Consider the following 21946-nt stretch of genomic DNA (forward strand, 5'->3'; position numbering starts at 1 on the left):
GTAACGTAGTCCCATCGCTCGATAGGTGGCAAGAATCTCCTGAATACTTGAATCGTCCGAAAATTAGTTCCATCCTGGGGCGCATGTGGAAAGAGCTGCTGCTCGCGTCCGTCACCACCCTGGCTCCGAGCGTGACCCCCGGCGACGTCCACTTCGCGCACGACACGCTGCGCCGGGGCACGCCGGCCCAGGTCGGCCTCGACGCGGCGCCGATCGCCCGGATGGTCACCGACGCCGCCGCCTACCTCGTGCCGACGCCCGACCATCCGAACTGGCCCACGTACGCCGGGGCGGTCGTGCTCGCCGCGAAGGACGGCGTGATCGTGCAGCACGCCGCGGTTGGCGACGCGGTGCGGTACACGGCGGTGGGCCCGCCGCCCGGCCGGGTCGGCGAGGAGCTGCCGCCCGCGGAGCGCATCCCCATGCGCAAGGACACGATCTTCGACCTCGCGTCGATCTCCAAGCTCTTCACGACCGTCGTGGTGCTGCGCCAGGTCGAGGCCGGCCGGGTCGACCTCGACGCGCCGGTGGCCCGCTACCTGCCGGAGTTCGCGGCCGGCGGCAAGGCCGATGTGACCGTTCGCATGCTGCTCACCCACACCTCGGGGCTGCCCGCGTTCCTTCCACTGTGGAGCAGCCACCCCACGCCCGAGGCCCGCCTGGCCGCCGCCGTCGCCACGCCGCTCGCCACCGGCGCCCGGCCCGGCGGCCAGTACGTCTACTCCGACCTCGGCCTCATCGCGCTCGGCGAGCTGGCGCACCGGGTGACCGGTCACACCCTCGACGTGCTGGTCCGCGACCAGATCACCCGGCCGCTCAGCATGGTCGACACCGCCTACAACCCGCCCGCGTCGCTGCGCTCCCGCATCGCCGCGACCGAGTACCAGCCGTACGCCGGCCGGGGCATGGTGTGGGGCGAGGTGCACGACGAGAACGCCTGGAGCCTCGGCGGCGTCGCGGGCCACGCCGGCCTCTTCTCCACCGCGGCCGACCTCGCCGTCTTCTGCCAGATGCTGCTCAACGGCGGCCAGTACAAGGGCCGGCGCGTCCTGCGCGGCTCGACTGTGCGGGCCATGCTGGTCAACTACAACGCCGCCCTCGAGCCGTCCTACCCGGAGAGCGACCGCGGCCTCGGCCTGGAGCTCAACAAGCACTGGTACATGGGCCCGCTCGCGTCGCCGGTCTCCTTCGGCCACACCGGCTTCACCGGAACGTCCATCGTGGTCGACCCGCTCTCGCACTCGTTCGTGATCCTGCTCAGCAACCGCGTGCACCCGGACCGCGGCTGGGGCGGCAACAACCCGGCCCGGCGCGCGGTCGTCCGCGACTTCGGCGAGGCGACGCCGGTGCGCCCCCCGTCCCGCGCCGCCTGGCGCGCCACCCCCGGCGACGCGGCCACCGCGACGATGACCGCGCCGCTGCGCCGGCCGGCCACGTCGGGCACCCTCTCCTTCGACCTGTGGTACGACACGGAACCCCGCGTCGACACCGTCCGCGTCGAGTCGACAGTGGACGGTACACAGTGGTCCCCGCTCCCGCTCACCCTGCGCCGCGGCGGTGACCGCTGGTCGGCCGACGGCATGGTCACCGGCTACGGCGGCCGCACCTGGTGGCGCGCGACGGCCGCCATCCCCGACGGCACGACCGCGGTCCGCTGGACCTACACGACGGACGTCAACTCCCAGGGCCGCGGCGTGTACGTCGACCGCGTCCTAGCCCTCGGCCGCGGCGCCCCGCTCTTCACCGGCGAGGGCGCCGACGCCAGCCGCCTCGTCCTCGACCGCTGGGTCGAGGCCCGCCGCTGACCGACGCGATCAGTCCGGTCCGACGCTGGGGTCCGGCGGCCCGGTGGGGATCACGCTGCCGTCCTCGCCGGCACGCGCGCCGCTCGGGTTGCCGGATCCGGCCACTCCGGGCAGCGGCCCGATCGGCTCGCGGTCGGCACTCTCGTCCGGCTGATCGGTGTCCTGCCCGCGATCCGCCGGCGCGTCGGGAAACCTGTCCCGCTCGTCCTCCGCCGCCACCACGACCACCTCCGCTCCGCGCTCTGGTACCCCGCGGCAGCGGACGGAAACGACCAAGCCTCCTGGACGCGTTGACGTGCTCGACGTCCTCGATCGAGCCGGTGCGGCTGTGCGCCGGGATGGCGAGCGCCTTGTCGAGGCCGGCCGGCAGCGCCGCGTCGACCGCGGGTGCCCCGACCATCTTCAGAAACTGACGGCGATCCAGCGCGTCCATACCGCGGCCCTCCCCCACCTGTGGAACCCAGTTCCCGGAAGCTAACCGCGCGGGGTGGACGGCACGTGTCCGGTTTGCGGCCTCTTCGTGTCCTGTGACACACGTCCGTCCCCATTGCATACCCCTACCCCGTACCGGTATCTTGACAGTGACAAGGGAGGTGCTGGGAGATGCCGACCGCGACATACACCGTCGAGGGCATGGTCTGTCCTCACTGCGCCGCCGCCGTCGGCGCCGAGCTCGAGCGGGTTCCGGGCGTGACGGAGGTACACGTCGACCTGGCCGCCGGCACCGCGACGGTGACCAGCGAACAGCCCCTGGACCGCGACGCTGTCCGCGCCGCCGTCGCGGAGGCCGGGTTCCGGCTGAGGCCGTGACCAGCGGCGAAGCGCCCGTGAAACAGGGATGAAGTCGCGTCCTGGTTACGTCGTGGCCAGGCGCTCCGGAAAGCCAACGCAGGCAGAGGAGCCAGGGGGACGACATGCGTGCCACGGGGGTACGGGGACCCGCCGACGTGAGCGTCACGCTGCACGTCGGTGTGCTGGGCCCATTGGATGTTCGACTCGACGGGCGGCTGGTGCGGGTGGCGACCGGCCGCCTCCAGGCGCTGCTCGCGGTGCTGGCGATGTCGGCCGGGCGGGCGGTCCCGCCGGACCGGCTGGCCACCGCGGTGTGGGGTGAGGAGCAGCCCGACCACGCCCGCCGGAGCGTGCAGCTGTACGTCACCCGGCTCCGCCGCACGCTCGGCACCGCCGCGATCCGCACCCGCGCCGACGGCTACGTGCTGGTCGCCGACCAGGTGGACGCCCTGCGGTTCCAGGGACTGCTGGACGCCGCGGCCGCCGCGCCGGACGACGCCGGGGAGCGGGCCAGCCTGGTGGCGGCGCTGGCGCTGTGGCGGGGCGCGCCGTTCGACGGCATCCGCGCCGCCTGGCTCGACCGGGTGGAGGGGCCCCGGCTGCTCGACCGCTACCTGGCCGCCGTGGAGCGCCGCATCGACCTCGACCTCGCCGCCGGCGCGGAGGGCGAGGTGGTCGGCCAGCTGTGGGAGCTGACCGCGCGGCACCCGCTGCGCGAGCGGTTCTGGGAGCAGCTCATGACCGCCCTGTACCGCGCCGGGCGGCAGGCCGACGCGCTGGAGGCGTACCGGCGGCTGTACCGCGCCCTCGCCGACGAGCTGGGCGTCGCGCCCGGCGCCGGCGTGCGCGACCTGCACCGGCGGATCCTGGCCGGCGACCCCGGGCTGCGCGGGCCGGCCGGTCGGGGCGTCGCGAGCGCACCTGTGCCGCGCCAGCTGCCCGCCGCGATCCGGGGCTTCTCCGGCCGCGCCACCAGCCTCGCCGGCCTCGACGCGGTCGCGCGCCGCGCCGACGAGGCGACGGCGATCGCGGTCATCTCCGGCGGCGGTGGCGTCGGCAAGACCACGCTCGCGGTGCACTGGGCACATCGGACGGCCGGCCAGTTCCCGGACGGGCAGCTGTACGTCGACCTGTGCGGGTTCGGGCCGTCGGGGCACGCGCTGCGGCCGGTCGAGGCGGTCCGCGGGTTCCTGGAGGCGCTCGGCACCCCGCCGACCGCGGTGCCCACCGACCTGCCGGCCCAGGTCGGCCTCTACCGCAGCCTGGTCGCCGGCAAGCGGGTGCTCGTGCTGCTGGACAACGCCGCCGACGCCGAGCAGGTGCGCCCGCTGCTGCCCGGCGCGCCCGGCAGCGTCGCCGTAGTCACCACCCGCCACCAGCTGCCCGGCCTCGTCGCCGAGGGGGCGTACCCGGTAACGCTCGACGTGCTCACCGACGGCGAGGCCCGCGAGTTGCTCGCCGGCCGGCTGGGCCGGGACCGGGTGGCCGCCGAGCCGGAGGCGACCGAGCGGATCCTCGCGATCTGCGCCGGCCTCCCGCTCGCCCTCGCGATCGTGGCGGCCCGCGCCACCACCTCGCCGCGGCACGGCCTCGCCGCGCTCGCCGCCGAGCTGGGCGAGTTTCGCACCTGCCTGGACGCGCTGGCCAGCGCCGACGCGGCCACCGACCCGCGGGCCGTGTTCTCCTGGTCGTACTGCCGGCTCGGCCCCGCCGCGCAGCGGCTCTTCCGGCTGCTCAGCATCCATCCCGGGCGGGAGGTCGGCGCGCTCGCCGCGGCCAGCCTCGCCGGCGTCCCCGGCGCGAGCGTGCGGCCGGTCCTGGCCGAGCTGTGCCGGGCCCACCTGCTCACCGAGCACGCGCCCGGCCGCTACTCCTTCCACGACCTGCTCCGCGCGTACGCGGCCGAGCTCCTCGACGACCACGACACCGCGGCCGACCGGCGGGCCGCGCTGCGCCGCCTCCTCGACCACTTCCTGGGTACCGCCGCCGCGGCCGCCCTGCTCATCGAACCGCTGCGCGACCCGATCGCGGTCGTGCCGCCGGCGCCCGGGGTCACGGCCGAGCCGTTCGGCAAGCGCGAGGACGCGCTCGCGTGGCTGGACGCCGAGCGGCCCGCGCTGCTCGGCGCGGTGCGGCTGGCCGGCGAGGGCGGCTTCGACGCGCACGCCTGGCAGCTGGCCTGGTCGCTGGCCGACTTCCTGCACTGGCAGGGCCGCTGGCACGACCGGGTCGCCACGCTGCGCACCGCGCTCGCGGCGGCGGGCCGGCTGGGCGACCACGCCGAGGAGGCGCGGGCCCACCGCTGCCTGGGGCTGACCTACACCCGCCTGGAACGCTACGACGAGGCGCACGCCCACCTCCGGCAAGCCCTCAAGCTCTACCTCAGGTTGAACGACCAGGTCGGCCAGGTGCGCACCCACCAGAGCCTCTCCACCGTGCTGGAACGGCAGGGCGACCACCACTCCGCCCTGCGGCACGCCGAGCGGGCCATGGAGCTGTACGCGCCGGCCGGTTCGAAGGCCGGGCTGGGCCGGCTGCTCAACTCCGCCGGCTGGTGCCACGCCCAGGTCGGCGACCTGCGGCAGGCCCTGGCGCACTGCGAGCGGGCGGCCGCGCTGGCCCGCGAGGCCGGCGACTGGGTGGCGGAGGCGGCCACCTGGGACAGCCTCGGCTACATCCGGCACCGGCTCGGCGAGCACGGGCCGGCCCTGGCCGCGTACCGGCACGCCCTCGACCTGCGCCGCATGATCGGCCACCGGTGCGGCGAGGCCAACACGCTCGCCCGGATCGGCGACACCCAGGACGCGATCGGCGACCGCGCGGGCGCCCGCGCCTCGTGGCGGGACGCGCTCGCGATCCTCGACGACATGGGCGAGCCGGCCGCGAACGCGGTACGCGCCAAGCTGGGCGTCGGCTGATACTTGCCGCATGCCCCTGCCCCACGAGCTCGCGATCGCCCACGTCACGTCGCTCGCGACCGGTGCGGCGACCGACCCGTCCCACCGGGTGACCCTGCACTTCCACCCGGACCGGCTCGTGGGCGGCCCCGACGGCGTGCCGATCCTGGAGGCGATGGCGCGTGACGGGCGCTACCGGTCGCAGTTCGAGACCGGCACCAGCAACGGCGGTCTGACCGCGTACGAGGGCGGCGACCGGTGGCTGTGGGAGAGCCGCATCTTCGCCCGGGTCTACAACACCGGTCCGGCCGCCGACCGCCCGAAGTACGGCTCGCTCAACTTCCGCCGCCGCGCGGTGGGCGGCTCACCCCGCTTCGGCTCGGCGCACCTGCGCCTGGCCGCCGCCACGCTGGCCCGCACCACCTTCTGCTACCCGGACAGCCACCTCCAGCCGGCGCACTTCGGCGTCGCGTCGCGGGTGTCGACGCTGGTCGCCATGGCCGAGGCGGACGACCGGGAGCCGCTGGACGACTACGTCGAGGCGCACGTGCACGGCCCGCTCGACCTCGCCCGCGACGTGGAGGCGCTGGTGCTCGACCCCTGCTACCGGGGCACCCGGGTCGAGGAGCTCGCCGGCAAGCTGGGCTGCCCGGTCGAGTGGCACGGCGGATTCGCGCTCACCGTCGACGAGCTGCGCAGGCATCCGGACTACCGAGGTCCGGAATTCGTGCGGCTGGGCGAGCGGATCGCCCGCGACGGCCGCCTCGACCCGGCCGCGGTCGGCGACGCCTCGCGCACCGGCCGGTACGACGAGCAGGCCCTGAAACGCGTCTGGCACTACGTGGCGAGGTTCGGCAGCCCGGAGATGAGCCCTACAGCGCGCCCTTGACCGCGAACGTCATCGCCGACCGGGCCGCGCCGCTCGCCCTGGCGATGTAGAGCCGTGAGCGCTCGTGGTACAGGTACCGGTCCGGGTAGTTGTACGACCGCAGTGACATGTCCCGGCCGGCCAGCCCCGCCCCGGCGCAGAAGGTCGCGTCCGCGGCGAAGATCGCGCTGCTGTCGCGCCGGTGCAGGTGGATCGCGAAGTCCTGGTGCCGCAGGTAGAACCCCGGATAGTTGACCGCCTCCAGCGACACGCACCGCGCGTCGGCCAGGCCGGCCCGCACGGCGAACGTCGAGTCGGCCCGGTCCAGCGACGGGCTGCCCGCGCCGATGCGGTCGATCCGGCCGACGAAGTCGCGGTGCCGCACCCGGAAGCCGGGGGCGGTGACCGGCTCCAGCCCGACCCGGGTACCCGGGCTCAGCGCCGGCGCGCTCGGGGTGGTGGTGGGCGGCACCGGCGTCACCCGCGCCGGCACGCTCACCGGCGGCCGGGCCGGCGCGGTCCGCCCGCCGTCCGGGCTCGTGGACGGCGCGGTCGGCGGCGACGGACGGGGAGTCAGCGGCGCGGGTGCCGTGGGCCAGTAGCCGGCGTCCTCCGATACCGGCGGCGTCTGCGCCAGCGCGGCCGGAGGGAGGTCGTCGCCGCTGGTCATGCTGGCGCCCAACACGACGAGCCCGACCATCGCCAGGGCCACCAGCGCGGCGCGACCCTGCCACGGAAGCGTGCGGGCGTGCCGGCGCACTGCCGTCCTCATGGGTGTAGACCTCCCCAACACTCGGCATACTCTGTCATTACCGACGCTTTGTGACCAGTATTTGTTACACGCAAGCTCAAGTCGCCTTGAGATCAAGCTGGTAGCGTCGGTTCACGTGTCGAAGGAGCCGGATGACGCGCTCGCCATCGGCGAGGTGGTGCGGCGCACCGGGGTCGCCGCCTCCGCGCTGCACTACTACGAGCAGATGGGCCTGATCGCCGCCCACCGCACGTCCGGCAACCAGCGCCGCTACGCCCGCCACATGATCCGGCGGATCTCACTGATCCTGGTCGCCAAGCGGCTCGGCATCGGCCTGGCCGACGTGCGCGAGGTCTTCGCCACCCTGCCGATGGAGACGGTCCCGACCGTCCGCGACTGGCAGCGCGTCTCCCGCCGCTGGCGCACCCAGCTGGAGGAGCGCAAGCGCGAGATCGAGCAGCTGGAGCGGGAGCTGACCGGTTGCATCGGCTGCGGCTGCCTGTCGATGACCGTCTGCCAGCTCCTCAACCCCGAAGACGAGCTCGGCGCGCGCGGTCCGGGACCGCACCGGCTGGGGCCGTCCGCCGACCCGCCGGCACACCCGCGACGCGAGCTGAAGGTGATCCAGTGACCCGCGTCCTGGCCGCGCTCCGCTCGTGGACGACCTCGGTGCCGCTGGCCGCCGCCGTGCTGCTCGCCGCCGTGTGGGGGCGCCACCCGGGCGTGTTCCTCGCCGTGGTGATCGCCATCGCGCTGGCCGGCGCGGTGCTCGCGGCCGTGCACCACGCGGAGGTGGTCGCGCACCGGGTCGGCGAGCCGTTCGGTTCGCTGGTGCTCGCGGTCGCGGTCACCGTCATCGAGGTCGGGCTGATCGTGACCCTGATGGTCTCCGGCGGACCGGAGACCGCGTCGCTGGCCCGCGACACCGTGTTCGCCGCCGCGATGATCACGATGAACGGCATCCTCGGCCTCTGCCTTTTCGTCGGCGCGGTACGCACCGGGCTCGCGGTGTTCAACGCCGAGGGCACCGGCGCGGCCCTGGCCACCGTGGCGACGCTCGCCACGATGTGCCTGGTGCTGCCGACGTTCACGACGAGCAAGCCGGGCCCGGAGTTCTCCTCGGCGCAGCTGACCTTCGCGGCGGTGGTCTCGCTGCTGCTGTACGGCCTCTTCGTCGTGACACAGACCGTGCGGCACCGCGACTTCTTCCTGCCGGTGGAGACCGACGAGCCGCGACCCGACGCGCACGCCGCGCCGCCGTCCACGCGCAAGGCCGGGGCGAGCCTGGCGCTGCTGCTCGTCGCGCTGGTCGGCGTGGTCGGCCTGGCCAAGGTCGAGTCCAAGTCGATCGAGGACGGGCTCGCGGCCATCGGTCTGCCGCACGCGTTCGTCGGCGTGGTGATCGCGCTGCTGGTGCTGCTGCCGGAGACCATCGCCGCGGTACGCGCCGCGCTGCGCAACCAGGTCCAGATCAGCATCAACCTCGCGCTCGGCTCGGCGATGGCCAGCATCGGCCTGACCATCCCGACGATCGCGGTGGCGTCGATCTGGCTGGACGGCCCGCTGCTGCTCGGCCTCGGCCCGACCCAGATGGTGCTGCTGGCCCTGACGGTGGTGGTCGGCGTGCTCACGGTCGTGCCCGGCCGCGCCACCCGCCTCCAAGGCGGCGTACACCTGGTGCTGCTCGCCGCCTTCATCTTCCTGGCGATCAACCCCTAGCGAGACGACGCGCCGCCGCGACGCGCGAGCAACCGCGGACGCGGGCAGACAGAGGATCAGCGCGCGAAGCGCCAGCGGGTCGCGCCGTGGGGTTCGGCACCGGCGACGCCGACGACCGTGTGGAAGGTGAAGCGGTAGACGTGCCACGGGGGCGGGCCGGCGCTGGGCGCGCTGAACGGCGCGGTCAGCGCGTCGCCCTCGACCTGGCACGGCCAGCCGCCCGCGCGGTAGCCGGCGGCGACCCGTTCGAGCGTCTCCGGGTCGGTGACCCGGGCGGCGCTGCCGTCCAGGACGAGGTCGATCCCGGGCAGGCGGGCGGAGATCGTGCAGAGCGGGTTGACGGCGAGGTCGCGGGCCTTGCGGGCGGCCGGGCTACTGGTGAAGTAGAGGTCGCCGTCGAGCCACTGCGCGCCCACGCCGGCGGCGTGCGGGGTGCCGTCGGGGCGGCACGTGCCGAGGAAGTGGGTGACATCGGCGGTGGGGTCGCCGGCGAGCGCGTCGCGGGCGCGGCTCCACTCCAGCGGGGCGTTGCCGTAGCGGTCGAGGTTGGTGGTCTCGGTGGGCTCGATGTCGGTCATGGTTGTCAGACTGCCCGAGGCCGGCCGACTCATCGGTCGTACGCGGCGAAAAGTGCCTGCCGGAGCCGCTCGTACTCGGCCGGCGTGCCGATCGCCGCGCGGTGCTCCGGGTGGAGCAGGTAGTGGTTGACCGCGTCGGCGAGGAACACCGGGTTGACCGCCACCAGCTGCGGCACCGGCGCGCTCTCCACCTTCCGCCACAGGCGGGCCACGCCGCGCCTGCGCACCAGGCCGGGCCGGGAGAGGCGGATCCGGTTGGGAGTCCAGCGTGACACCCGTGGCGTCGGCCCCACCGCGACCGCCTCCCAGGGCACCACGTACCCGCTGTTGACGTCGAACAGTCCCAACCCGTCCGGCCGCAGCTCGACGCGGGAAAGGTCGAGGAACGACGCCAGCACCCACGGCACGGAGAGCAGGAGCAAGAAGGTCACGAGCACGACTATCAGCACGGCGAGCCCGGTGAGGACCGAGTCCTCGCCGTCCGTGAAGTCGCGCAGCTGCGAACCGAGGAGGAACAGCGGAAGGGCGATCCCCGCCGAGGTCTGCGCGGCGACCTGGAGGTGTGCGGGCGGTGCGACGAACGCGCCGTCGCGGACGTCGAAGACCGCGGGGAACGTGGCCCGGCGCGTCCACAACATCACCGCGATCGTCCCGAACAGCACCACGATCGGCAGGGCCACGCCGACGACGAACGTCCGCACCGTCCCGCCGCGGTCGAACCGCCACCCGCCGGCGACCAGCCAGGACACCGCCACGAGTACGGTGGCCGCGATCAGCAGCCGGGCGCGCGTCCTCATGGCGTGCATTGTGGAGCCCGCGCGCCACTCCGGGCAAGATCGCACCTCAGGCCTTCGCGGCCCAGACCTCCGCCTCGAACTCCTTGCCCTGTTGGCGGGTCGCCTCGGGAAAGACCGTCCGATATGGATGCTCGTCGGACGGTATGACCCGTACCATCGTGTCGATCATCTCCTGTGGATCGTACTGATTGTCCAGATAGGAGCTGAAGTCCGGGCTGTCGAGCAGCGCGGTCTCCGGCCGCCACCACTCGTACATCGCCTCCACGCCGGTGTCGTTGAAGCCGGTGTGGAACGGGCCGGGGTTGATGGTCGCGACGCGGATGCCGCGCGGGCCCAGCTCGCCCCGCATCGCCCAGGCCAGCGCCTCGATGGCGTGCTTGGTCGCGGCGTAGACGCCGATCCACGGCCGGGTGCGGATACCCGCCACCGACGACACCCACACCACCTTGCCGCTGCCCCGCTCGACCATCCGCGGGGCGACCGCCCGGACCAGCTCCAGATGACCGAACACGTTCACCTCGAACGAGCGGCGGATCCGCGCCATCGGGATCTCGACGACCGCGCCCGCCTCCTGTACACCGGCGTTGAGCACGAGGATGTCGACGTCGCGGCGGGCGGCGTGCGCGCGGTCGGTCGGGTCGGTGACGTCGAGCTTGACGACCTCGAGCCGGGCCCGTCGCCGCCACGCGTCGGCGCGCAGGTCGCGTACCTGTGGCCACACCTCGGCGCCGGCGACCACGTCGTGGCCGGCGCGGGCCAGGCCGAGCGCGGCGCCCCGGCCGAGGCCGCTGCCCGCGCCGGTGATGAGGATCCGGCTCATGCGGGCGTCACCTCGACGACGAGGTGCTTGGTCACCGGCTGGCCGCTGTCCGGGCTGACGTCGGCGAGTCCACACAGGACGTTCAGCTCGGGCATGTAGCCGGCGGCGCAGCCGCGCGCGATCTCGTACCGGACGGCGCGGTACCCGTACGCGTGGCGGCGGGTGCCGTCCTTGGAGAAGCTCGTGACGTCGACGAGGTCGAACTCGCCGATCCCCCGCTCGCGCATGTCCTCCTCGTTCATGAAGACGACCGTGCGCAGTCCCTTGAGGCCGCGGTACCGGTCGTCGTTGGAGTAGATGCTGGTGTTGAACTGGTCGTGCGACCGCACGGTCGCGAGCACGAGCCGCCCCGCGCCGGGGTCGACGCCATCCGGCAGCGGCGCATGGGAGAACTCGGCCCGCCCCGACGGGGTCAGGAAGACGCGCTCGCGGGCGGGCTGGCGGATGCGGAAGCCGTGCGGGTGGCGGGCGCGCCGGTTGAAGTCCTCGAAGCCGTCGAGCACGCGCGCCATCGTGTCGCGGACGCGGTCGTAGTCGTCCACGTAGGACAGCCACGGCGTGCGGCTGTCCGGCAGCGTGGCCCGCGCCATGCCGGCGAGGATCGCGCACTCCGAGCGCTGGTGCGGCGAGCCGGGCTCCTTCATCCCGTACGAGATGTGCACCATCGACATCGCGTCCTCGACCGTGACGCCCTGCGGGCCGCCGGCCTGGACGTCCCGGTCGCTGCGGGCCAGGCACGGCAGGATCAGCGCGCGCTTGCCGTGTACCAGGTGGCTGCGGTTGAGCTTGGTGCTCACCTGCACGGTCAGGTCGCAGCCGCGCAGCGCCTCGGCGGTGGCGACGAGGTCGGGCGCGGCGAGCGCGAAGTTGCCGCCCAGCGAGACGAAGACTTTGACGTCGCCGCGGCGCATCGCGTCGACCGTCTCCACCACGCCGAAGCCGGGCTCGCGCGGCGGGTCGATGCCGCAGACCTCGGCGAGCCGGTCGAGAAACGCCTTCTCCGGGCGGTGGTTGACCCCGCAGGTGCGGTTGCCCTGCACGTTGCTGTGCCCGCGCACCGGGCAGGGGCCGGCTCCCTCGCGGCCGATGTTGCCGCGCAGCAGCAGCACGTTGACGATCTCGCGCACGGTGTCCATGCCGTGCTCGTGCTGGGTGATCCCGAGGCACCACGCGATGATCACGCGGTCCGACCGCCGGTACGAGTCGGCGAGCGCGCGGATCCCGGCCTCGTCGATCCCGCTGTCGTGCGTGAGCCGCGACCAGGGCGTGGCCGCCACGAGCTCGCGGTACCCGTCGAAACCGTGCGTGTAGCGGTCGATGAAGTCCCGGTCGAGCGCTTCCGGCGTCTCCAGGAGCGCCTTCGCCACGCCGCGTAGCAGCGCGAGGTCGCCGCCGATCCGCACCTGCACGTTCATCGTGCCGATCCGCGTGGTGCGGAACCTTGCCATGTCGGCGTACTCGTGCGGCACGATCGTGCGCCGCGACGCCGCCTCGATCAGCGGGTTGATGTGCACCAGCCGCGCGCCGCGGCGGTCGGCCTCGGCGAGCCAGGTGAGCATCCGCGGCGCGTTCGAGGCGGCATTGTCGCCCATCAGCCAGATCGCGTCGGCCTGCTCCCAGTCGTCGAGGTCGACCGTGCCCTTACCGGTGCCGATCGCCGGCGTCAGCGCCCGCCCGCTCGCCTCGTGGCACATGTTCGAGCAGTCCGGCAGGTTGTTCGTGCCGAACTCGCGGACCCACAGCTGGTACAGGAAGGTGGCCTCGTTGCTCAGCCGCCCGGACGTGTAGAACGCCGCCTGGTTGGGGCTGTCCAACCCGCGCAGCGTCTCCCCCACCAGCGCGAACGCGTCGTCCCACGAGATCGGCCGGTACGAGTCGGTGGCCGGGTCGTAGCTCATCGGCTCGAACAGCCGACCCACCGCCTCGAGGTCGTGGTCGTTCCATCCGGCCAGCTCGCCGACCGTGTGCGAGCCGAAGAACTCGGCGTCGGCACCGGCCGGCTCCAGCTCCCAGGCGGCGTGCTTGACGCCGTTTTCGCAGACGTCCAGCTTCAGCCCGTTCGGGTCGTCCGGCCACGCGCAGCCCGGGCAGTCGAAGCCGCCGTCCTCGTGGTTCATCACCAGCAGCGCGCGGAACCCTTCGACCGGCTCACCCGCGCGGGCCAGCACGCTCCCGACGCTGCGCGCCGCGCCCCAGCCGGCGGCCGGATGATGGTACTCGTGGCGCGAGTGGTGCCCGGTCGGCGCCGGGCCGCGGCCCAGCGCCGGCGTGCCGGGTGCGGCGGCGAGCATCCGGTCTTCCGTTGACGTCATCGTCCCCCCTCGTGTGGCCCGACCGTAGCCCCGGCGCGGGCGAGCCCGGGCGGTTTCCACGCCAGGCCGGGCCGGCCTCACCCACAGCGGGCGCCGAGGGGCTCACCTGGATGGCGCGGCTGCTCGTCGCGCTCGGCTTCCCGGTGAACGAGCGGCGCGGCTAGGCCCTCCACGAGGCCGCCGCTTTGCACGATCCTCCCGCGCGTGGGAATGTCGGAGCATGTACCTCGACGCGCTCCGCACCCTGCTGGCCCGGCACGTGCGGCCCGACTCGACCACCGCCGTCGAGGGCGTGCTCATCTCCAAAGTGGAGCGGCCCGCCCCGCCCTCGGCGTCGATGACCGGCACGGTGTTCGCGCTCATCGTCCAGGGTGCCAAGCGCCTCGCCCTGGGCGACCGCGTCTACGAGTACCGCGCCGGCCAGTACCTCGTCGCCTCCGTCGACCTGCCGGTCACCGGCCACTTCACCGAGGCGCCGGCGCTCGGCTTCGGGCTGACGCTGCGGCCGGAGACCATCGCCGAGCTGCTGCTGCGAGCCGGCCCGGCAGACCTCCCCCGCGCCGGCGGCCCCCCATCCGGCATCGCGGTGAGCGACGCGCCGGACGAGCTGCTCGACGCCGTCATCCGGCTGGTGCGCCTGCTCGACCAGCCACGCGACCGCGCCGTGCTCGCCCCGCTCGCCATCCGCGAGATCCTGTGGCGCCTGGTCACCGGCCCGCAGGGCGCGGTAGTCCGCCAGCTCGGCCTCGCCGACAGCAGCCTCACCCACGTCGCCCGCGCGGTGCGGTGGATCCGCGACAACTACCGCGAGCCGTTCCGCGTGGAGGACGTGGCGCAGCTGTCCGGCATGAGCGTGTCCGCCTTCTACCGCAACTTCCAGGCGGTGACCGCGATGAGCCCGATCCAGTTCCAGAAGCAGATCCGCCTCCAGGAGGCCCGGCTGCTGCTGGCCACCAACCCCAACGACGTCGCCCGGGTCGGCCACCACGTCGGCTACGACAGCGCGTCCCAGTTCAGCCGCGAGTACCGCCGCCAGTTCGGCGTACCACCCAGCCAGGACGCCGCCCGCCTCCGCGCCCCCGCGGCGCTCACCCTCCCCTAGACGATCTACCCCTGAGCTACCGCGACGTCCGCCGTGGTCCAGACCGCTGCTCCCGCGGCCTCACCCGTCCGCCGCTGCCCGCGGGAGCAAACGGTCCGCGACTGGCGCGGACGGGGGCAAATCTGCTTGAAGGCGTTGGCGCACCCTGGACTGGCGATCACGGTTCAGGCGCGGCGTCCCTGACCGTGAACCGCTCTAGGACGCGAAGGCGAAGGTGGCGTCGTCGATCTCGCGCAGTGTGCCCTCCGCGACCAGGTCGCCGCAGGTGGCCGCGATCTCGTCCAGGGAGACGTCGGTGTCCTCAAGGTAGGAGCGGATGTCCCAGGTCTTGAAGCACGAGGAGTCGCCGCCACAGCCGTCGAGGTGCACCGGCGCGCCCGCGCGTGTGGTGACCGTGTAGCCGATGCCGTGCACGAAGTACTCCTCGCCGCCGGGCAGGGTGCCGCGGCGTGGGGCCGCTCCGCGGATCACGCGGCTGACGAGCTCCTTTGTGGACGTGACGCCCAGGTGGTGCTCGACGGCGGCCTTGAGCTCGTGGAAGACGGCGACCGCGGCGCGGACCTCGGCTGCCGCGTCGGCCATCGCTCGCGCTGCCTGTCGCTCCTCCACGGCACCCCCAACGACCACGCGAAGCATAGCCGTTTCACCGATAGGCGGCCCAGGGCGCGACGCCCACCTTGACGGTATTGCCCAGGTCGACGCCGCCGTCCAGCGCGATCACCTGGGGCCGGTCGCCACCGGAGACGGTGACTTCCAGAAACTCGCCGAGCGTGGCCCGCACCGACGGGTCGGTGACGAGGTTGCGCCACAGCAGCGCGGTCGTCGCGCGTTCCCCCGGCTTGAGCGTGACCGTGGCCGGCGCCGCGTCGAAGCGGGGCACCGTGGCGATCCCCGACGAGCCTTCGCTCACCAGCACGTCGAGCGGGCGCCGGTCGCCGTCCAGGAGGCGCACCGCCGGGTGGCCGCGCACGGTACGCGTCGCGGCGCCGCAGTTGACCACCACGATCTGGAGCACCCGCAGCCCCATCGCGGCTTCCTGCTCGCCCTGCCGCACCGAGAGCCCGGACTCCGGGCAGGCCGCCGGGGTGGGCGAAGGCGGCGGCGCGGACGGCGGGGCCGTGCCAACCCCGGGCAGCGCCCCGCTGCCGCTCCACGAGACGGGTGACCTCGCGCCGTCACCCCGGGCCGCGTCCACCGCGACGATGGCGGCGACGACCAGGGCCGGCACGACGAGTGTCACCAGCGGCGCGAGCCGCCGGATCCGCGGCGAAAACCTCACGCGCAGAGCATAGAGTTCGATCATGCGTGCCGCGCCCGGCCCCACCCGCGCCGATGCCGCGACCACCGGCCTTGGGCTTGCACCGCGGGGCTGGCAGCGGAGGCCGGGGGTTTCGGCGAGCGCTGCGAGCCGCCGGCCGCCGCGGTCTCCGGCCGGAAATGCACCCCAAAAAACGCTCCGCTGCGCTCCACGTTTCCCCGGGGGCCCCGCGCGGCGGTCCGCAGGTGACGCGGGCCCGGGCAATCCGGCCTGTGAACGTCACGGTCCCGGCGTCGGGGACGTCCTGGTGAGCAGGCCGCGGGCGGCCGTCGTCACGGAGGGGCCGCCGGCCAGGCACCACAGGGCGATGACCGGGTCGCAGATCGCGCAGCCGAGCGACGAGTCGTGGGCGAACGGCAGGATGGGCTCGCCGCGCAGGTGGTGGACCACGTCCCAGGCGGTGTGCAGCAGCCAGCCGATCCCGATGAACGTCCACGACCCGAGGCCGCGGAAGGCGACGTAGACCATCACCGCCGTGAAGGCGATCTCGGCCACGCCCAGGCCGCCGCCGCTGAGGTAGGCGGCACCGGCGCCGGCGACCATCAGCGCGTTGAACGTGCGGCGGTGCGGCTCCCTGATCAGCGACATCAGGGTGACGTACAGGACACCGACGAAGAGTGGGACGACCACGGTCATGCCGCGAATCTACGAAGCCCGCGCGCCGCCGGGCAGTGGCCGAAGTGACAAGCACCAACGGGTACTGGCCAACATCGTGTTTGACTTCGGGGGTGGATCGACAACGACTCAGCAGCATCGCGCACGCGCACCACCCGATCGCGGCACCGGTCTCCGGGGTGAACGCGAACCGGCTCCTGCGCCGGGCCGACCGGCGGGCGGCCGCGCGGATCCTCGACCTGGGGTGCGGTGCGGGCGCGTGGGCGTTGCAGGCGCTCGCCCACTACCCCGACGGGCACGCCGACGGGGTCGACACAAGCCCCTACGCGCTGGAGCGGGCCGCCGAGGCCGCCGCCGCGCGGGGGCTGGCCGAGCGGCTGGCGCTGCACGAGCGGGACGCCCGCGCGTACGTGCCGGACGGTGACTACGACCTGGTGCTGTGCGTGGGCGCGACGCATGTGTTCGGCGGGTTCGGCGGCACGCTGCGGGAGGCCGGGCGGCACGTCAACGCGGACGGCATCCTGCTGGTCGGCGAGGGTTTCTGGCAGGTGCCGCCGACCGCCGCGGCGCTGGCCGCGCTCTCCGCCAAGCCGGAGGACTACAGCGACCTGGCCGGCCTGCTCGACCGGGCGGAGGAGGCCGGCTGGACGGCGCTGTACGCGCACGTGAGCGACGCCGCCGAGTGGGACGACTACGAGTGGTCCTGGATCGGGTCGCTGACCGAGTGGGCGCTCGACAACCCCGGCCACCCCGACTCCGCGGCCGCCCTCGCCCTCGCCCGCGAGCACCGCGAACAGTGGTTGCGGGGCTACCGCGACGTGCTGGGTTTCGTCACGCTCGTGCTGCGCCGCGCCTGATCACGGCCGGGTGCGGGGCCGGCGGCGGTGGCGCAGCCGCAGGCGGTGCGCGGTCCGGGCGGCCGCCGCCGGCCCGGCCACCGCCAGGTCGTGTACGAGCACGGCGCGGTGGGCGGCCCGCAGCTCCGGTCCGGGTATGACGCCGAGCTGCTCGGCCAGCAGCTCGCGCACGCACCGGAACGCGTCCAGCGCCTCCGCCTGCCGCCCGGACCGGTAGAGCGCCACCATCAGCCGGCACCACAGCGACTCGCGCAGCGGCTGCCGGGCGGTCAGGTCGCGCAGTTGCGGCACGAGGTCCGCGTGCACGCCGGCGGCCAGCAGCAGGTCGATGCGTCGCTCGGTCGCGGCGTACCACTCCTCGGCCAGCGCCGGCGCGTGCTCGGCGACGAGCGCGTCCGAGCCGACGTCCTGAAGCGGCTCGCCGTGCGCGCGCCAGCAGTCCAGGGCGCGTTCGAGCAGATCCAGCTCGGCCCCGCCCTCGGCGGTGCGGGCGGCGCGCAGGAGAGCGCGGAACCGGTACACGTCGACCGCGTCGGCCGGGACGGCGAGGGCATACCCGCCGGCGGTGCCGCTGATCACGTCCATGCCGAGGTCCTGCCGGAGCCGGGTCACCACAGTGGACAGTGCGCGGCGGGCCGGCGACGGGACGCCCTCGCCCCAGAGGTAGCGGGCCAGCGCGGCGGTGCCGACCGTGCGGCCGGGCGCGAGCGCGAGCGCGGTGAGGATCACCTGCCGGCGCGGGGCGGCGAGCGCGACCGGCCGCCCGTACGCGAGCACCCGCACCGGGCCGAGCAGGCCGACCTCCAGGGCACCATTCACTGCGGCGCGCATACCTACCAGCACCCGCCGCACGCCGGGCTGCTCTCCACACCCGGGTTGTAGCTCAACCTGACGTCCACCAGGGGGTCGTCGGTGGGGAGGGGCCGCACCGCGACGGCCGCGTTCGACACCGGGTCGCGCTCCACCTTCACGCAGACGACCCGCACCTTGTAGTCGGTGACCGCGCAGATGGCCGCGACGTCGGTGGGCAGGTAGGCCGCGCCGGCGTACAGCGTCGGCGCGGTCGGCGCGTACTCCTGGAGGCTCCGTACCTCGCCGCCGAGCTTCTCGACGTAGCGGCCGTACCCGTACGTCGGCCGCGAGTCCGCGGGGGCGGCGCAGTCGAGGTGCCAATCCAGCGTGAGGAACTGGTCCCCCGCCCTCAGCTCCGCCCGGTCGATGCCGCCGGTCGTACACGTCATGGGCGTCCAGCCGCCGAAGAGCCCTCCGCCACCGGCGGGGCCGCCGGCCCGCGCCGGGCCGGCGGTGGCCACCACCGCCACGGCGGCGGCCAGGAATGCCACTACTCGTCTCAACGCTCACTCCCTTCCGCCATCTCCCCGCCGGCCGGGCCGGGCGGCATGATCGCCCGCATCGCGCCGAGGGCCAGACCCAGCTGGAACCGGTTTTCCACACCGAACCGATCCATCAACCCCCGCAGCGTGTACGTCAGCGTGCGGGTGGACATCCCGAGATGCTTCGCCGCGGTGGCGTCCGTGTGCCCGTCGGCAAGCAACGCGACCACCGCCTTCTCCCGTTGGGTGAGCACGACCGTTGGTACTCCGTTTCGCCGTGGATCTGTCGCGCCACTCCATTGGCGGACAAACAAGGTGAGCAGGGACTCGACGGCGGCCGGGTCGGTGAACTCCCACGTGCCGCGGTCGAGGGCGAGCGGGTCGACGGCCACGAGGGCCACCCGCCGGTCGAAGATCATCATCTTGTACGGCAGCCGTTCGGCCAGTCGGTGTTCGCCGCCGAGCCGGACGAACTCCGCCGTGTACGCCGACGACCGGTCGCCGTCGGCGGGTGGCCGGCCGAGCGAGCGCACGCGCACCCGCCGGCGCAGCAGGTCGGCGTCGATGGCCGAGCCGATCGTCAGGGCGTCGGTGGTGAAGACCTGCTCCGGGTTCATCGCGAGGTGCTCGCCGCGCTCGACCGCCACGAGCTGGGCGATGCGCCGGCGGGTCGCACCAAGGTCCGGCAGCAGCCGCCCCTTCGCCGGCCCGGGCCGCGGTCCGCCCGGCTCGGCGCCGGCCATCGGGGCCAGCCGGCGCAGCGCGCGCCGCCGGACCGCCTCGACCGCCGCGTCCGGGGCGACCGCGCGCCAGCTGCCGGCGTCGACGCCGTGCGACGGCCCCGGACCGCCGCCTTGGACGAGGCCCGCGTCGACGAGCTCGTCGAGCGCGACCCGCACCCGGCGCGCGGCCAGGCCCAGGTCCGCCGCGACCTCGGCCGCGCGCTGGTCACCGAAGCTGACCAGGCACCGGTACACAAGGTCGGCGTCCGCGCTGAGACCCCAGCGGACCAGCGACGGAACGGCCTGGCCGAGCGTCAGCACCCCCGTGTTGCTGCCAGCCACCTACACCCTCCCCGTTGGATGGCGGTACGGACGCATACAAACACAGGGCGGCGGGGTTGTCTTTAATCACAAGATCGACTAAGGAGATCCGTTGCCAAATTCCGCAACGCGCGGGCCGGTAGGGTGAGGTGAGGTACTCAGGCTCTTCTCAGAGCCCGCGGGGGAGCATGGGGGGCATGGCGGCAACGCGATCACGGTGGCGCCGGTGGCGGCTGCCACTCGTCGCGGCGGTGGCCGTGGTGGCCCTCGCGGTCGTGGGGCTGCACGGGCGCCTGCCCGACCCGGGCGAGGTCCTCCGCGACATGGCCGGCGCCGACTACGGCTGGCTCGCGCTCGCCGCGTTCCTCCAGGCGGTGTCGCTCGTCGCGTTCGCGTACCAACAGCGGCGCATCCTCTCCGCCATGGGCGTGCGGCTGGGCCGCCGCGACGCGGTGGGGATCACCCTGGCCAGCACCGCCATCTCCATCGCGCTGCCCGCGGGCGCCGTCGCCTCCACCGGCTACACCATCCGGGAGTACGAGCGGGCCGGCGCCACCCGCCAGCTCAGCACCGCCGCCGCGGTCGTGTCCGGGCTCACCGCGATCGGCGGCCTCGGCCTGCTCTACGTCACCTGGGCGGCCGCGATCGTGGCGCAGAAGTCGACGGCGTTCGAAGACTGGCGGCCGCTCGCGGTCGTGGCCGTGCTCGCCGCGCTGACCGCCGTGGCCGTCACGGCCGGGCGCCGGCTGGCCCGCCCCGGCCGGGCCCGCCGCGGCCGCGACGTCGAGGGCCGCGTGTTCCGCGCGGTGCGGCGGCTGATGGTGCTCGCGCGGGACGCCTGGCGGGCCGGCGCCGACCTGCGCGCCCGCGACTGGGCGGCCGGGCTGGCCTACGCCACCGTCAACTGGCTGGCCGACATCGCCTGCTTCGCCGCCACCGCCCGCGCGTTCGACCTGCGGATCAGCATCGGCACGCTGGCCGCTATCTACCTCGCCGTGCAGATCGTGCGGCAGGTGCCGCTCACGCCCGGTGGCGCCGGCATCGTCGACACCGCGTTCATCGCCGGGCTCACCGCCGCGGGGGCGACGGCGGTGAGCGCGACCGCGGCGGTCCTGGCCTACCGCCTGCTCTCCACCTGGCTCGTCATCCCCGCGGGCGGCGTAGCGGCACTCCTGCGCCGCTACGCGATCGCCCGCGCGGCCGCCTCAGCTGAACGAGACCGAGTAGCTGTTGGTGGTGAAGTCGAGGCCACCGGCGGACGAGGTGATCTCGTACCCCAGCTGCACGTCACCGACGGTGATGTCGCCGAACCAGCCACGGCTCCGGATCCAGTTCATGACGGCGAGAACGTCCACGCTGCCCGCGTTGGTGTTACCGCTCCGGATGAACGAGAAGACCTGGTTCGCACCGTTCGATCCCGAGTAGACCTGCCACGTGTGGCCACCGACGGTGGCGGTGGTCTGAAGTGAGCCGAGCGGGCCGACCGGGCCCACCTTGTTCAGCCACAGCATGATCTCGTAGGCGTGGTTGTTGTCCCAGATGTCGTACGCCGTGGCGTACGCGCCACTGTTGGGCACCGTGACGTTGAAGCTGCTGGTGAGCGTGCGCAGCGAGCTCAGCGTGCGGTTCACGTTGCGGGTCGCGTTGGGGTAGGACTTGACGCCGCCCGTGTTCGGGTGGTTGGCCGTCACGCCCCAGTTGCTGAACGAGTTGGCCCAGATCGTCTGCGTGCCCGCCCCGCTGCCCCAGATGTTGTTGTAAAGCGTGTAACCGCCGTTGGTCCACGTCCCCCACTGCTCGGACGAGGTCCACGCCACCCCACCCGGCGGCCGCGTCGTGGGCGGCGCGGCGGTCGTGGGGTTGGGGCTGCCCGGCGTGGTCGCGCCCGTGCAGGTCACCCCGTTCAGCGTGAACGACGTGGGCGTGGAGTTCGTGCCGTTCCAGGTGCCGTTGAAGCCGGGCGTGACCGTCGCGTTGGTGGCGAGGCTCGCGTTGTAGGTCTGGTTGCTGACCGTGACGTGCGCGCCGCTCTGGCTGAACACGCCGTTCCACCCCTGGGTGACGGTCTGCCCGTTGGCGAAGTTCCACTCCAGCCGCCAGCCGTTCAGCGGGTCGCCCAGGTTGGTGACGGCGGCGTTGGCGGTGAAGCCGCCCGGCCACTGGTTCACCGTGTACGCGACCCGGCAGCCGGTGGCCGCGCTCGCCTGGGCGGCGGCCACGACCGCCAGCCCGGTCGCCAACGTCAGCACGGCCGCCAGGGCCATGCCGGTACGTGGTCTCATGCCGATACCCTTCTATATAGTTGGACGTCCATACAAACTGTGCCAGCCCACAAGGA

Annotated in this window: 22 protein-coding genes and 1 pseudogene; 10 read left to right on the top strand and 13 right to left on the bottom strand. The window is 73.7% G+C overall.

Annotated elements, in window-relative coordinates; translation table 11 throughout:
* The first annotated feature begins 83 nt into the window (after positions 1-83).
* A complete protein-coding gene (locus ACTMTJ_RS19115; RefSeq protein WP_441218371.1) occupies positions 84-1805 on the top strand; it encodes a serine hydrolase in 1722 nt (573 codons plus the stop codon).
* Between the two features lie 9 nt (positions 1806-1814).
* Here ACTMTJ_RS19115 and ACTMTJ_RS19120 read toward each other — a convergent pair whose 3' ends face one another.
* The gene (locus ACTMTJ_RS19120; RefSeq protein ID WP_441218373.1) at positions 1815-2024 is read right to left on the bottom strand and encodes a hypothetical protein; all 210 of its coding nucleotides are present in this window, start codon (positions 2022-2024) and stop codon (positions 1815-1817) included.
* A 384-nt stretch (positions 2025-2408) separates the two neighbouring features.
* Here ACTMTJ_RS19120 and ACTMTJ_RS19125 point away from each other — a divergent pair, with 384 nt between their 5' ends.
* The 3 genes from ACTMTJ_RS19125 (at position 2409) to ACTMTJ_RS19135 (ending at position 6383) form a co-directional block, all read left to right on the top strand.
* Positions 2409-2615: a heavy-metal-associated domain-containing protein gene (locus ACTMTJ_RS19125; RefSeq protein WP_441218375.1), complete on the top strand. Its 207-nt coding sequence runs from the start codon at positions 2409-2411 to the stop codon at positions 2613-2615.
* A gap of 104 nt (positions 2616-2719) precedes the next feature.
* Positions 2720-5515 carry a BTAD domain-containing putative transcriptional regulator gene (locus ACTMTJ_RS19130; protein ID WP_441218376.1) on the top strand — a complete coding sequence of 932 codons (2796 nt, stop codon included), beginning with the start codon at positions 2720-2722 and terminating at the stop codon, positions 5513-5515.
* Between the two features lie 10 nt (positions 5516-5525).
* Positions 5526-6383, top strand: coding sequence for a DUF3626 domain-containing protein (locus ACTMTJ_RS19135; RefSeq protein ID WP_441218378.1), 858 nt, complete (start codon positions 5526-5528; stop codon positions 6381-6383).
* On the opposite strand, the gene ACTMTJ_RS19140 is transcribed toward ACTMTJ_RS19135, so the two are convergent.
* A complete protein-coding gene (locus tag ACTMTJ_RS19140; protein WP_441218380.1) occupies positions 6367-7134 on the bottom strand; it encodes an AbfB domain-containing protein in 768 nt (255 codons plus the stop codon). The two genes, ACTMTJ_RS19135 and ACTMTJ_RS19140, sit on opposite strands and share 17 nt — an antisense overlap.
* Positions 7135-7249: 115 nt before the next feature.
* Here ACTMTJ_RS19140 and soxR point away from each other — a divergent pair, with 115 nt between their 5' ends.
* Complete coding sequence (gene soxR, locus ACTMTJ_RS19145) at positions 7250-7744, top strand: redox-sensitive transcriptional activator SoxR (protein WP_441218382.1); 495 nt, start codon at positions 7250-7252, stop codon at positions 7742-7744.
* Entirely contained in the window at positions 7741-8832 is a 1092-nt protein-coding gene (locus tag ACTMTJ_RS19150) for a calcium:proton antiporter (RefSeq protein WP_441218384.1), read from the top strand. Before soxR ends, ACTMTJ_RS19150 begins: the two co-directional genes overlap by 4 nt.
* Positions 8833-8888: 56 nt before the next feature.
* Here the strand turns inward: ACTMTJ_RS19150 and ACTMTJ_RS19155 are convergent, their stop codons facing one another.
* The 4 genes from ACTMTJ_RS19155 to ACTMTJ_RS19170 are packed head-to-tail and all read right to left on the bottom strand — an operon-like array spanning position 8889 to position 13339.
* Positions 8889-9410: a pyridoxamine 5'-phosphate oxidase family protein gene (locus ACTMTJ_RS19155; RefSeq protein WP_441218386.1), complete on the bottom strand. Its 522-nt coding sequence runs from the start codon at positions 9408-9410 to the stop codon at positions 8889-8891.
* Between the two features lie 29 nt (positions 9411-9439).
* Positions 9440-10207: a hypothetical protein gene (locus ACTMTJ_RS19160; RefSeq protein WP_441218388.1), complete on the bottom strand. Its 768-nt coding sequence runs from the start codon at positions 10205-10207 to the stop codon at positions 9440-9442.
* A gap of 46 nt (positions 10208-10253) precedes the next feature.
* Positions 10254-11027 carry an SDR family oxidoreductase gene (locus ACTMTJ_RS19165; protein ID WP_441218390.1) on the bottom strand — a complete coding sequence of 258 codons (774 nt, stop codon included), beginning with the start codon at positions 11025-11027 and terminating at the stop codon, positions 10254-10256.
* Positions 11024-13339: an FdhF/YdeP family oxidoreductase gene (locus ACTMTJ_RS19170; RefSeq protein ID WP_441218392.1), complete on the bottom strand. Its 2316-nt coding sequence runs from the start codon at positions 13337-13339 to the stop codon at positions 11024-11026. The genes ACTMTJ_RS19165 and ACTMTJ_RS19170 overlap by 4 nt, the downstream gene beginning before the upstream one ends.
* Positions 13340-13350: 11 nt before the next feature.
* Here ACTMTJ_RS19170 and ACTMTJ_RS19175 point away from each other — a divergent pair, with 11 nt between their 5' ends.
* Both ACTMTJ_RS19175 and ACTMTJ_RS19180 read left to right on the top strand, forming a co-directional pair.
* Positions 13351-13503: a hypothetical protein gene (locus ACTMTJ_RS19175; RefSeq protein ID WP_441218394.1), complete on the top strand. Its 153-nt coding sequence runs from the start codon at positions 13351-13353 to the stop codon at positions 13501-13503.
* Between the two features lie 56 nt (positions 13504-13559).
* Positions 13560-14441, top strand: a complete 882-nt coding sequence (locus ACTMTJ_RS19180; protein ID WP_441218396.1) for an AraC family transcriptional regulator — start codon at positions 13560-13562, stop codon at positions 14439-14441.
* Positions 14442-14636: 195 nt separating this feature from the next.
* Here the strand turns inward: ACTMTJ_RS19180 and ACTMTJ_RS19185 are convergent, their stop codons facing one another.
* The 3 genes from ACTMTJ_RS19185 to ACTMTJ_RS19195 form a co-directional block, all read right to left on the bottom strand.
* Positions 14637-15023 (bottom strand): DUF6896 domain-containing protein, encoded by a 387-nt coding sequence (locus ACTMTJ_RS19185; RefSeq protein WP_441218398.1) that lies wholly within the window; start codon positions 15021-15023, stop codon positions 14637-14639.
* A 61-nt stretch (positions 15024-15084) separates the two neighbouring features.
* Positions 15085-15720 carry a DUF4232 domain-containing protein gene (locus tag ACTMTJ_RS19190; RefSeq protein WP_441218400.1) on the bottom strand — a complete coding sequence of 212 codons (636 nt, stop codon included), beginning with the start codon at positions 15718-15720 and terminating at the stop codon, positions 15085-15087.
* A gap of 258 nt (positions 15721-15978) precedes the next feature.
* On the bottom strand, positions 15979-16395 hold the full coding sequence (locus ACTMTJ_RS19195; RefSeq protein WP_441218402.1) for a DUF6010 family protein: 417 nt from the start codon (positions 16393-16395) through the stop codon (positions 15979-15981).
* A 92-nt stretch (positions 16396-16487) separates the two neighbouring features.
* Here ACTMTJ_RS19195 and ACTMTJ_RS19200 point away from each other — a divergent pair, with 92 nt between their 5' ends.
* On the top strand, positions 16488-17231 hold the full coding sequence (locus ACTMTJ_RS19200) for an SAM-dependent methyltransferase (protein ID WP_441218403.1): 744 nt from the start codon (positions 16488-16490) through the stop codon (positions 17229-17231).
* On the opposite strand, the gene ACTMTJ_RS19205 is transcribed toward ACTMTJ_RS19200, so the two are convergent.
* Genes ACTMTJ_RS19205 through ACTMTJ_RS19215 form a run of 3 tightly spaced genes read right to left on the bottom strand, consistent with a single transcriptional unit; the run spans position 17232 to position 19629 of the window.
* A complete protein-coding gene (locus ACTMTJ_RS19205; protein ID WP_441218405.1) occupies positions 17232-18062 on the bottom strand; it encodes an AfsR/SARP family transcriptional regulator in 831 nt (276 codons plus the stop codon). It lies immediately after the preceding gene.
* Between the two features lie 2 nt (positions 18063-18064).
* Complete coding sequence (locus tag ACTMTJ_RS19210) at positions 18065-18586, bottom strand: hypothetical protein (protein WP_441218407.1); 522 nt, start codon at positions 18584-18586, stop codon at positions 18065-18067.
* Positions 18583-19629, bottom strand: a complete 1047-nt coding sequence (locus ACTMTJ_RS19215; protein WP_441218409.1) for a LuxR C-terminal-related transcriptional regulator — start codon at positions 19627-19629, stop codon at positions 18583-18585. The genes ACTMTJ_RS19210 and ACTMTJ_RS19215 overlap by 4 nt, the downstream gene beginning before the upstream one ends.
* A 176-nt stretch (positions 19630-19805) precedes the next feature.
* Between ACTMTJ_RS19215 and ACTMTJ_RS19220 the strand changes: the two are divergent.
* Positions 19806-20771, top strand: a pseudogene (locus tag ACTMTJ_RS19220) (lysylphosphatidylglycerol synthase transmembrane domain-containing protein); the annotation flags it as partial.
* Positions 20772-20813: 42 nt separating this feature from the next.
* Here the strand turns inward: ACTMTJ_RS19220 and ACTMTJ_RS19225 are convergent.
* Positions 20814-21890, bottom strand: a complete 1077-nt coding sequence (locus ACTMTJ_RS19225; protein WP_441218410.1) for a cellulose binding domain-containing protein — start codon at positions 21888-21890, stop codon at positions 20814-20816.
* Between the last annotated feature and the right edge of the window lie 56 nt (positions 21891-21946).

The sequence above is a fragment of the Phytohabitans sp. LJ34 genome, from assembly GCF_052068095.1.
Lineage (GTDB): Bacteria > Actinomycetota > Actinomycetes > Mycobacteriales > Micromonosporaceae > Phytohabitans.

What these genes read in the sequence shown, in the direction of transcription:
- ACTMTJ_RS19115 (WP_441218371.1), top strand. Translation starts at nt 84, where the DNA reads ATGTGGAAAGAGCTGCTGCTCGCGTCCGTCACCACCCTGGCTCCGAGC.
- ACTMTJ_RS19125 (WP_441218375.1), top strand. Translation starts at nt 2,409, where the DNA reads ATGCCGACCGCGACATACACCGTCGAGGGCATGGTCTGTCCTCACTGC.
- ACTMTJ_RS19130 (WP_441218376.1), top strand. Translation starts at nt 2,720, where the DNA reads ATGCGTGCCACGGGGGTACGGGGACCCGCCGACGTGAGCGTCACGCTG.
- ACTMTJ_RS19135 (WP_441218378.1), top strand. Translation starts at nt 5,526, where the DNA reads ATGCCCCTGCCCCACGAGCTCGCGATCGCCCACGTCACGTCGCTCGCG.
- ACTMTJ_RS19140 (WP_441218380.1), bottom strand. Translation starts at nt 7,134, where the DNA reads ATGAGGACGGCAGTGCGCCGGCACGCCCGCACGCTTCCGTGGCAGGGT.
- ACTMTJ_RS19155 (WP_441218386.1), bottom strand. Translation starts at nt 9,410, where the DNA reads ATGACCGACATCGAGCCCACCGAGACCACCAACCTCGACCGCTACGGC.
- ACTMTJ_RS19160 (WP_441218388.1), bottom strand. Translation starts at nt 10,207, where the DNA reads ATGAGGACGCGCGCCCGGCTGCTGATCGCGGCCACCGTACTCGTGGCG.
- ACTMTJ_RS19165 (WP_441218390.1), bottom strand. Translation starts at nt 11,027, where the DNA reads ATGAGCCGGATCCTCATCACCGGCGCGGGCAGCGGCCTCGGCCGGGGC.
- ACTMTJ_RS19170 (WP_441218392.1), bottom strand. Translation starts at nt 13,339, where the DNA reads ATGACGTCAACGGAAGACCGGATGCTCGCCGCCGCACCCGGCACGCCG.
- ACTMTJ_RS19180 (WP_441218396.1), top strand. Translation starts at nt 13,560, where the DNA reads ATGTACCTCGACGCGCTCCGCACCCTGCTGGCCCGGCACGTGCGGCCC.
- ACTMTJ_RS19185 (WP_441218398.1), bottom strand. Translation starts at nt 15,023, where the DNA reads ATGGCCGACGCGGCAGCCGAGGTCCGCGCCGCGGTCGCCGTCTTCCAC.
- ACTMTJ_RS19195 (WP_441218402.1), bottom strand. Translation starts at nt 16,395, where the DNA reads ATGACCGTGGTCGTCCCACTCTTCGTCGGTGTCCTGTACGTCACCCTG.
- ACTMTJ_RS19205 (WP_441218405.1), bottom strand. Translation starts at nt 18,062, where the DNA reads ATGCGCGCCGCAGTGAATGGTGCCCTGGAGGTCGGCCTGCTCGGCCCG.
- ACTMTJ_RS19225 (WP_441218410.1), bottom strand. Translation starts at nt 21,890, where the DNA reads ATGAGACCACGTACCGGCATGGCCCTGGCGGCCGTGCTGACGTTGGCG.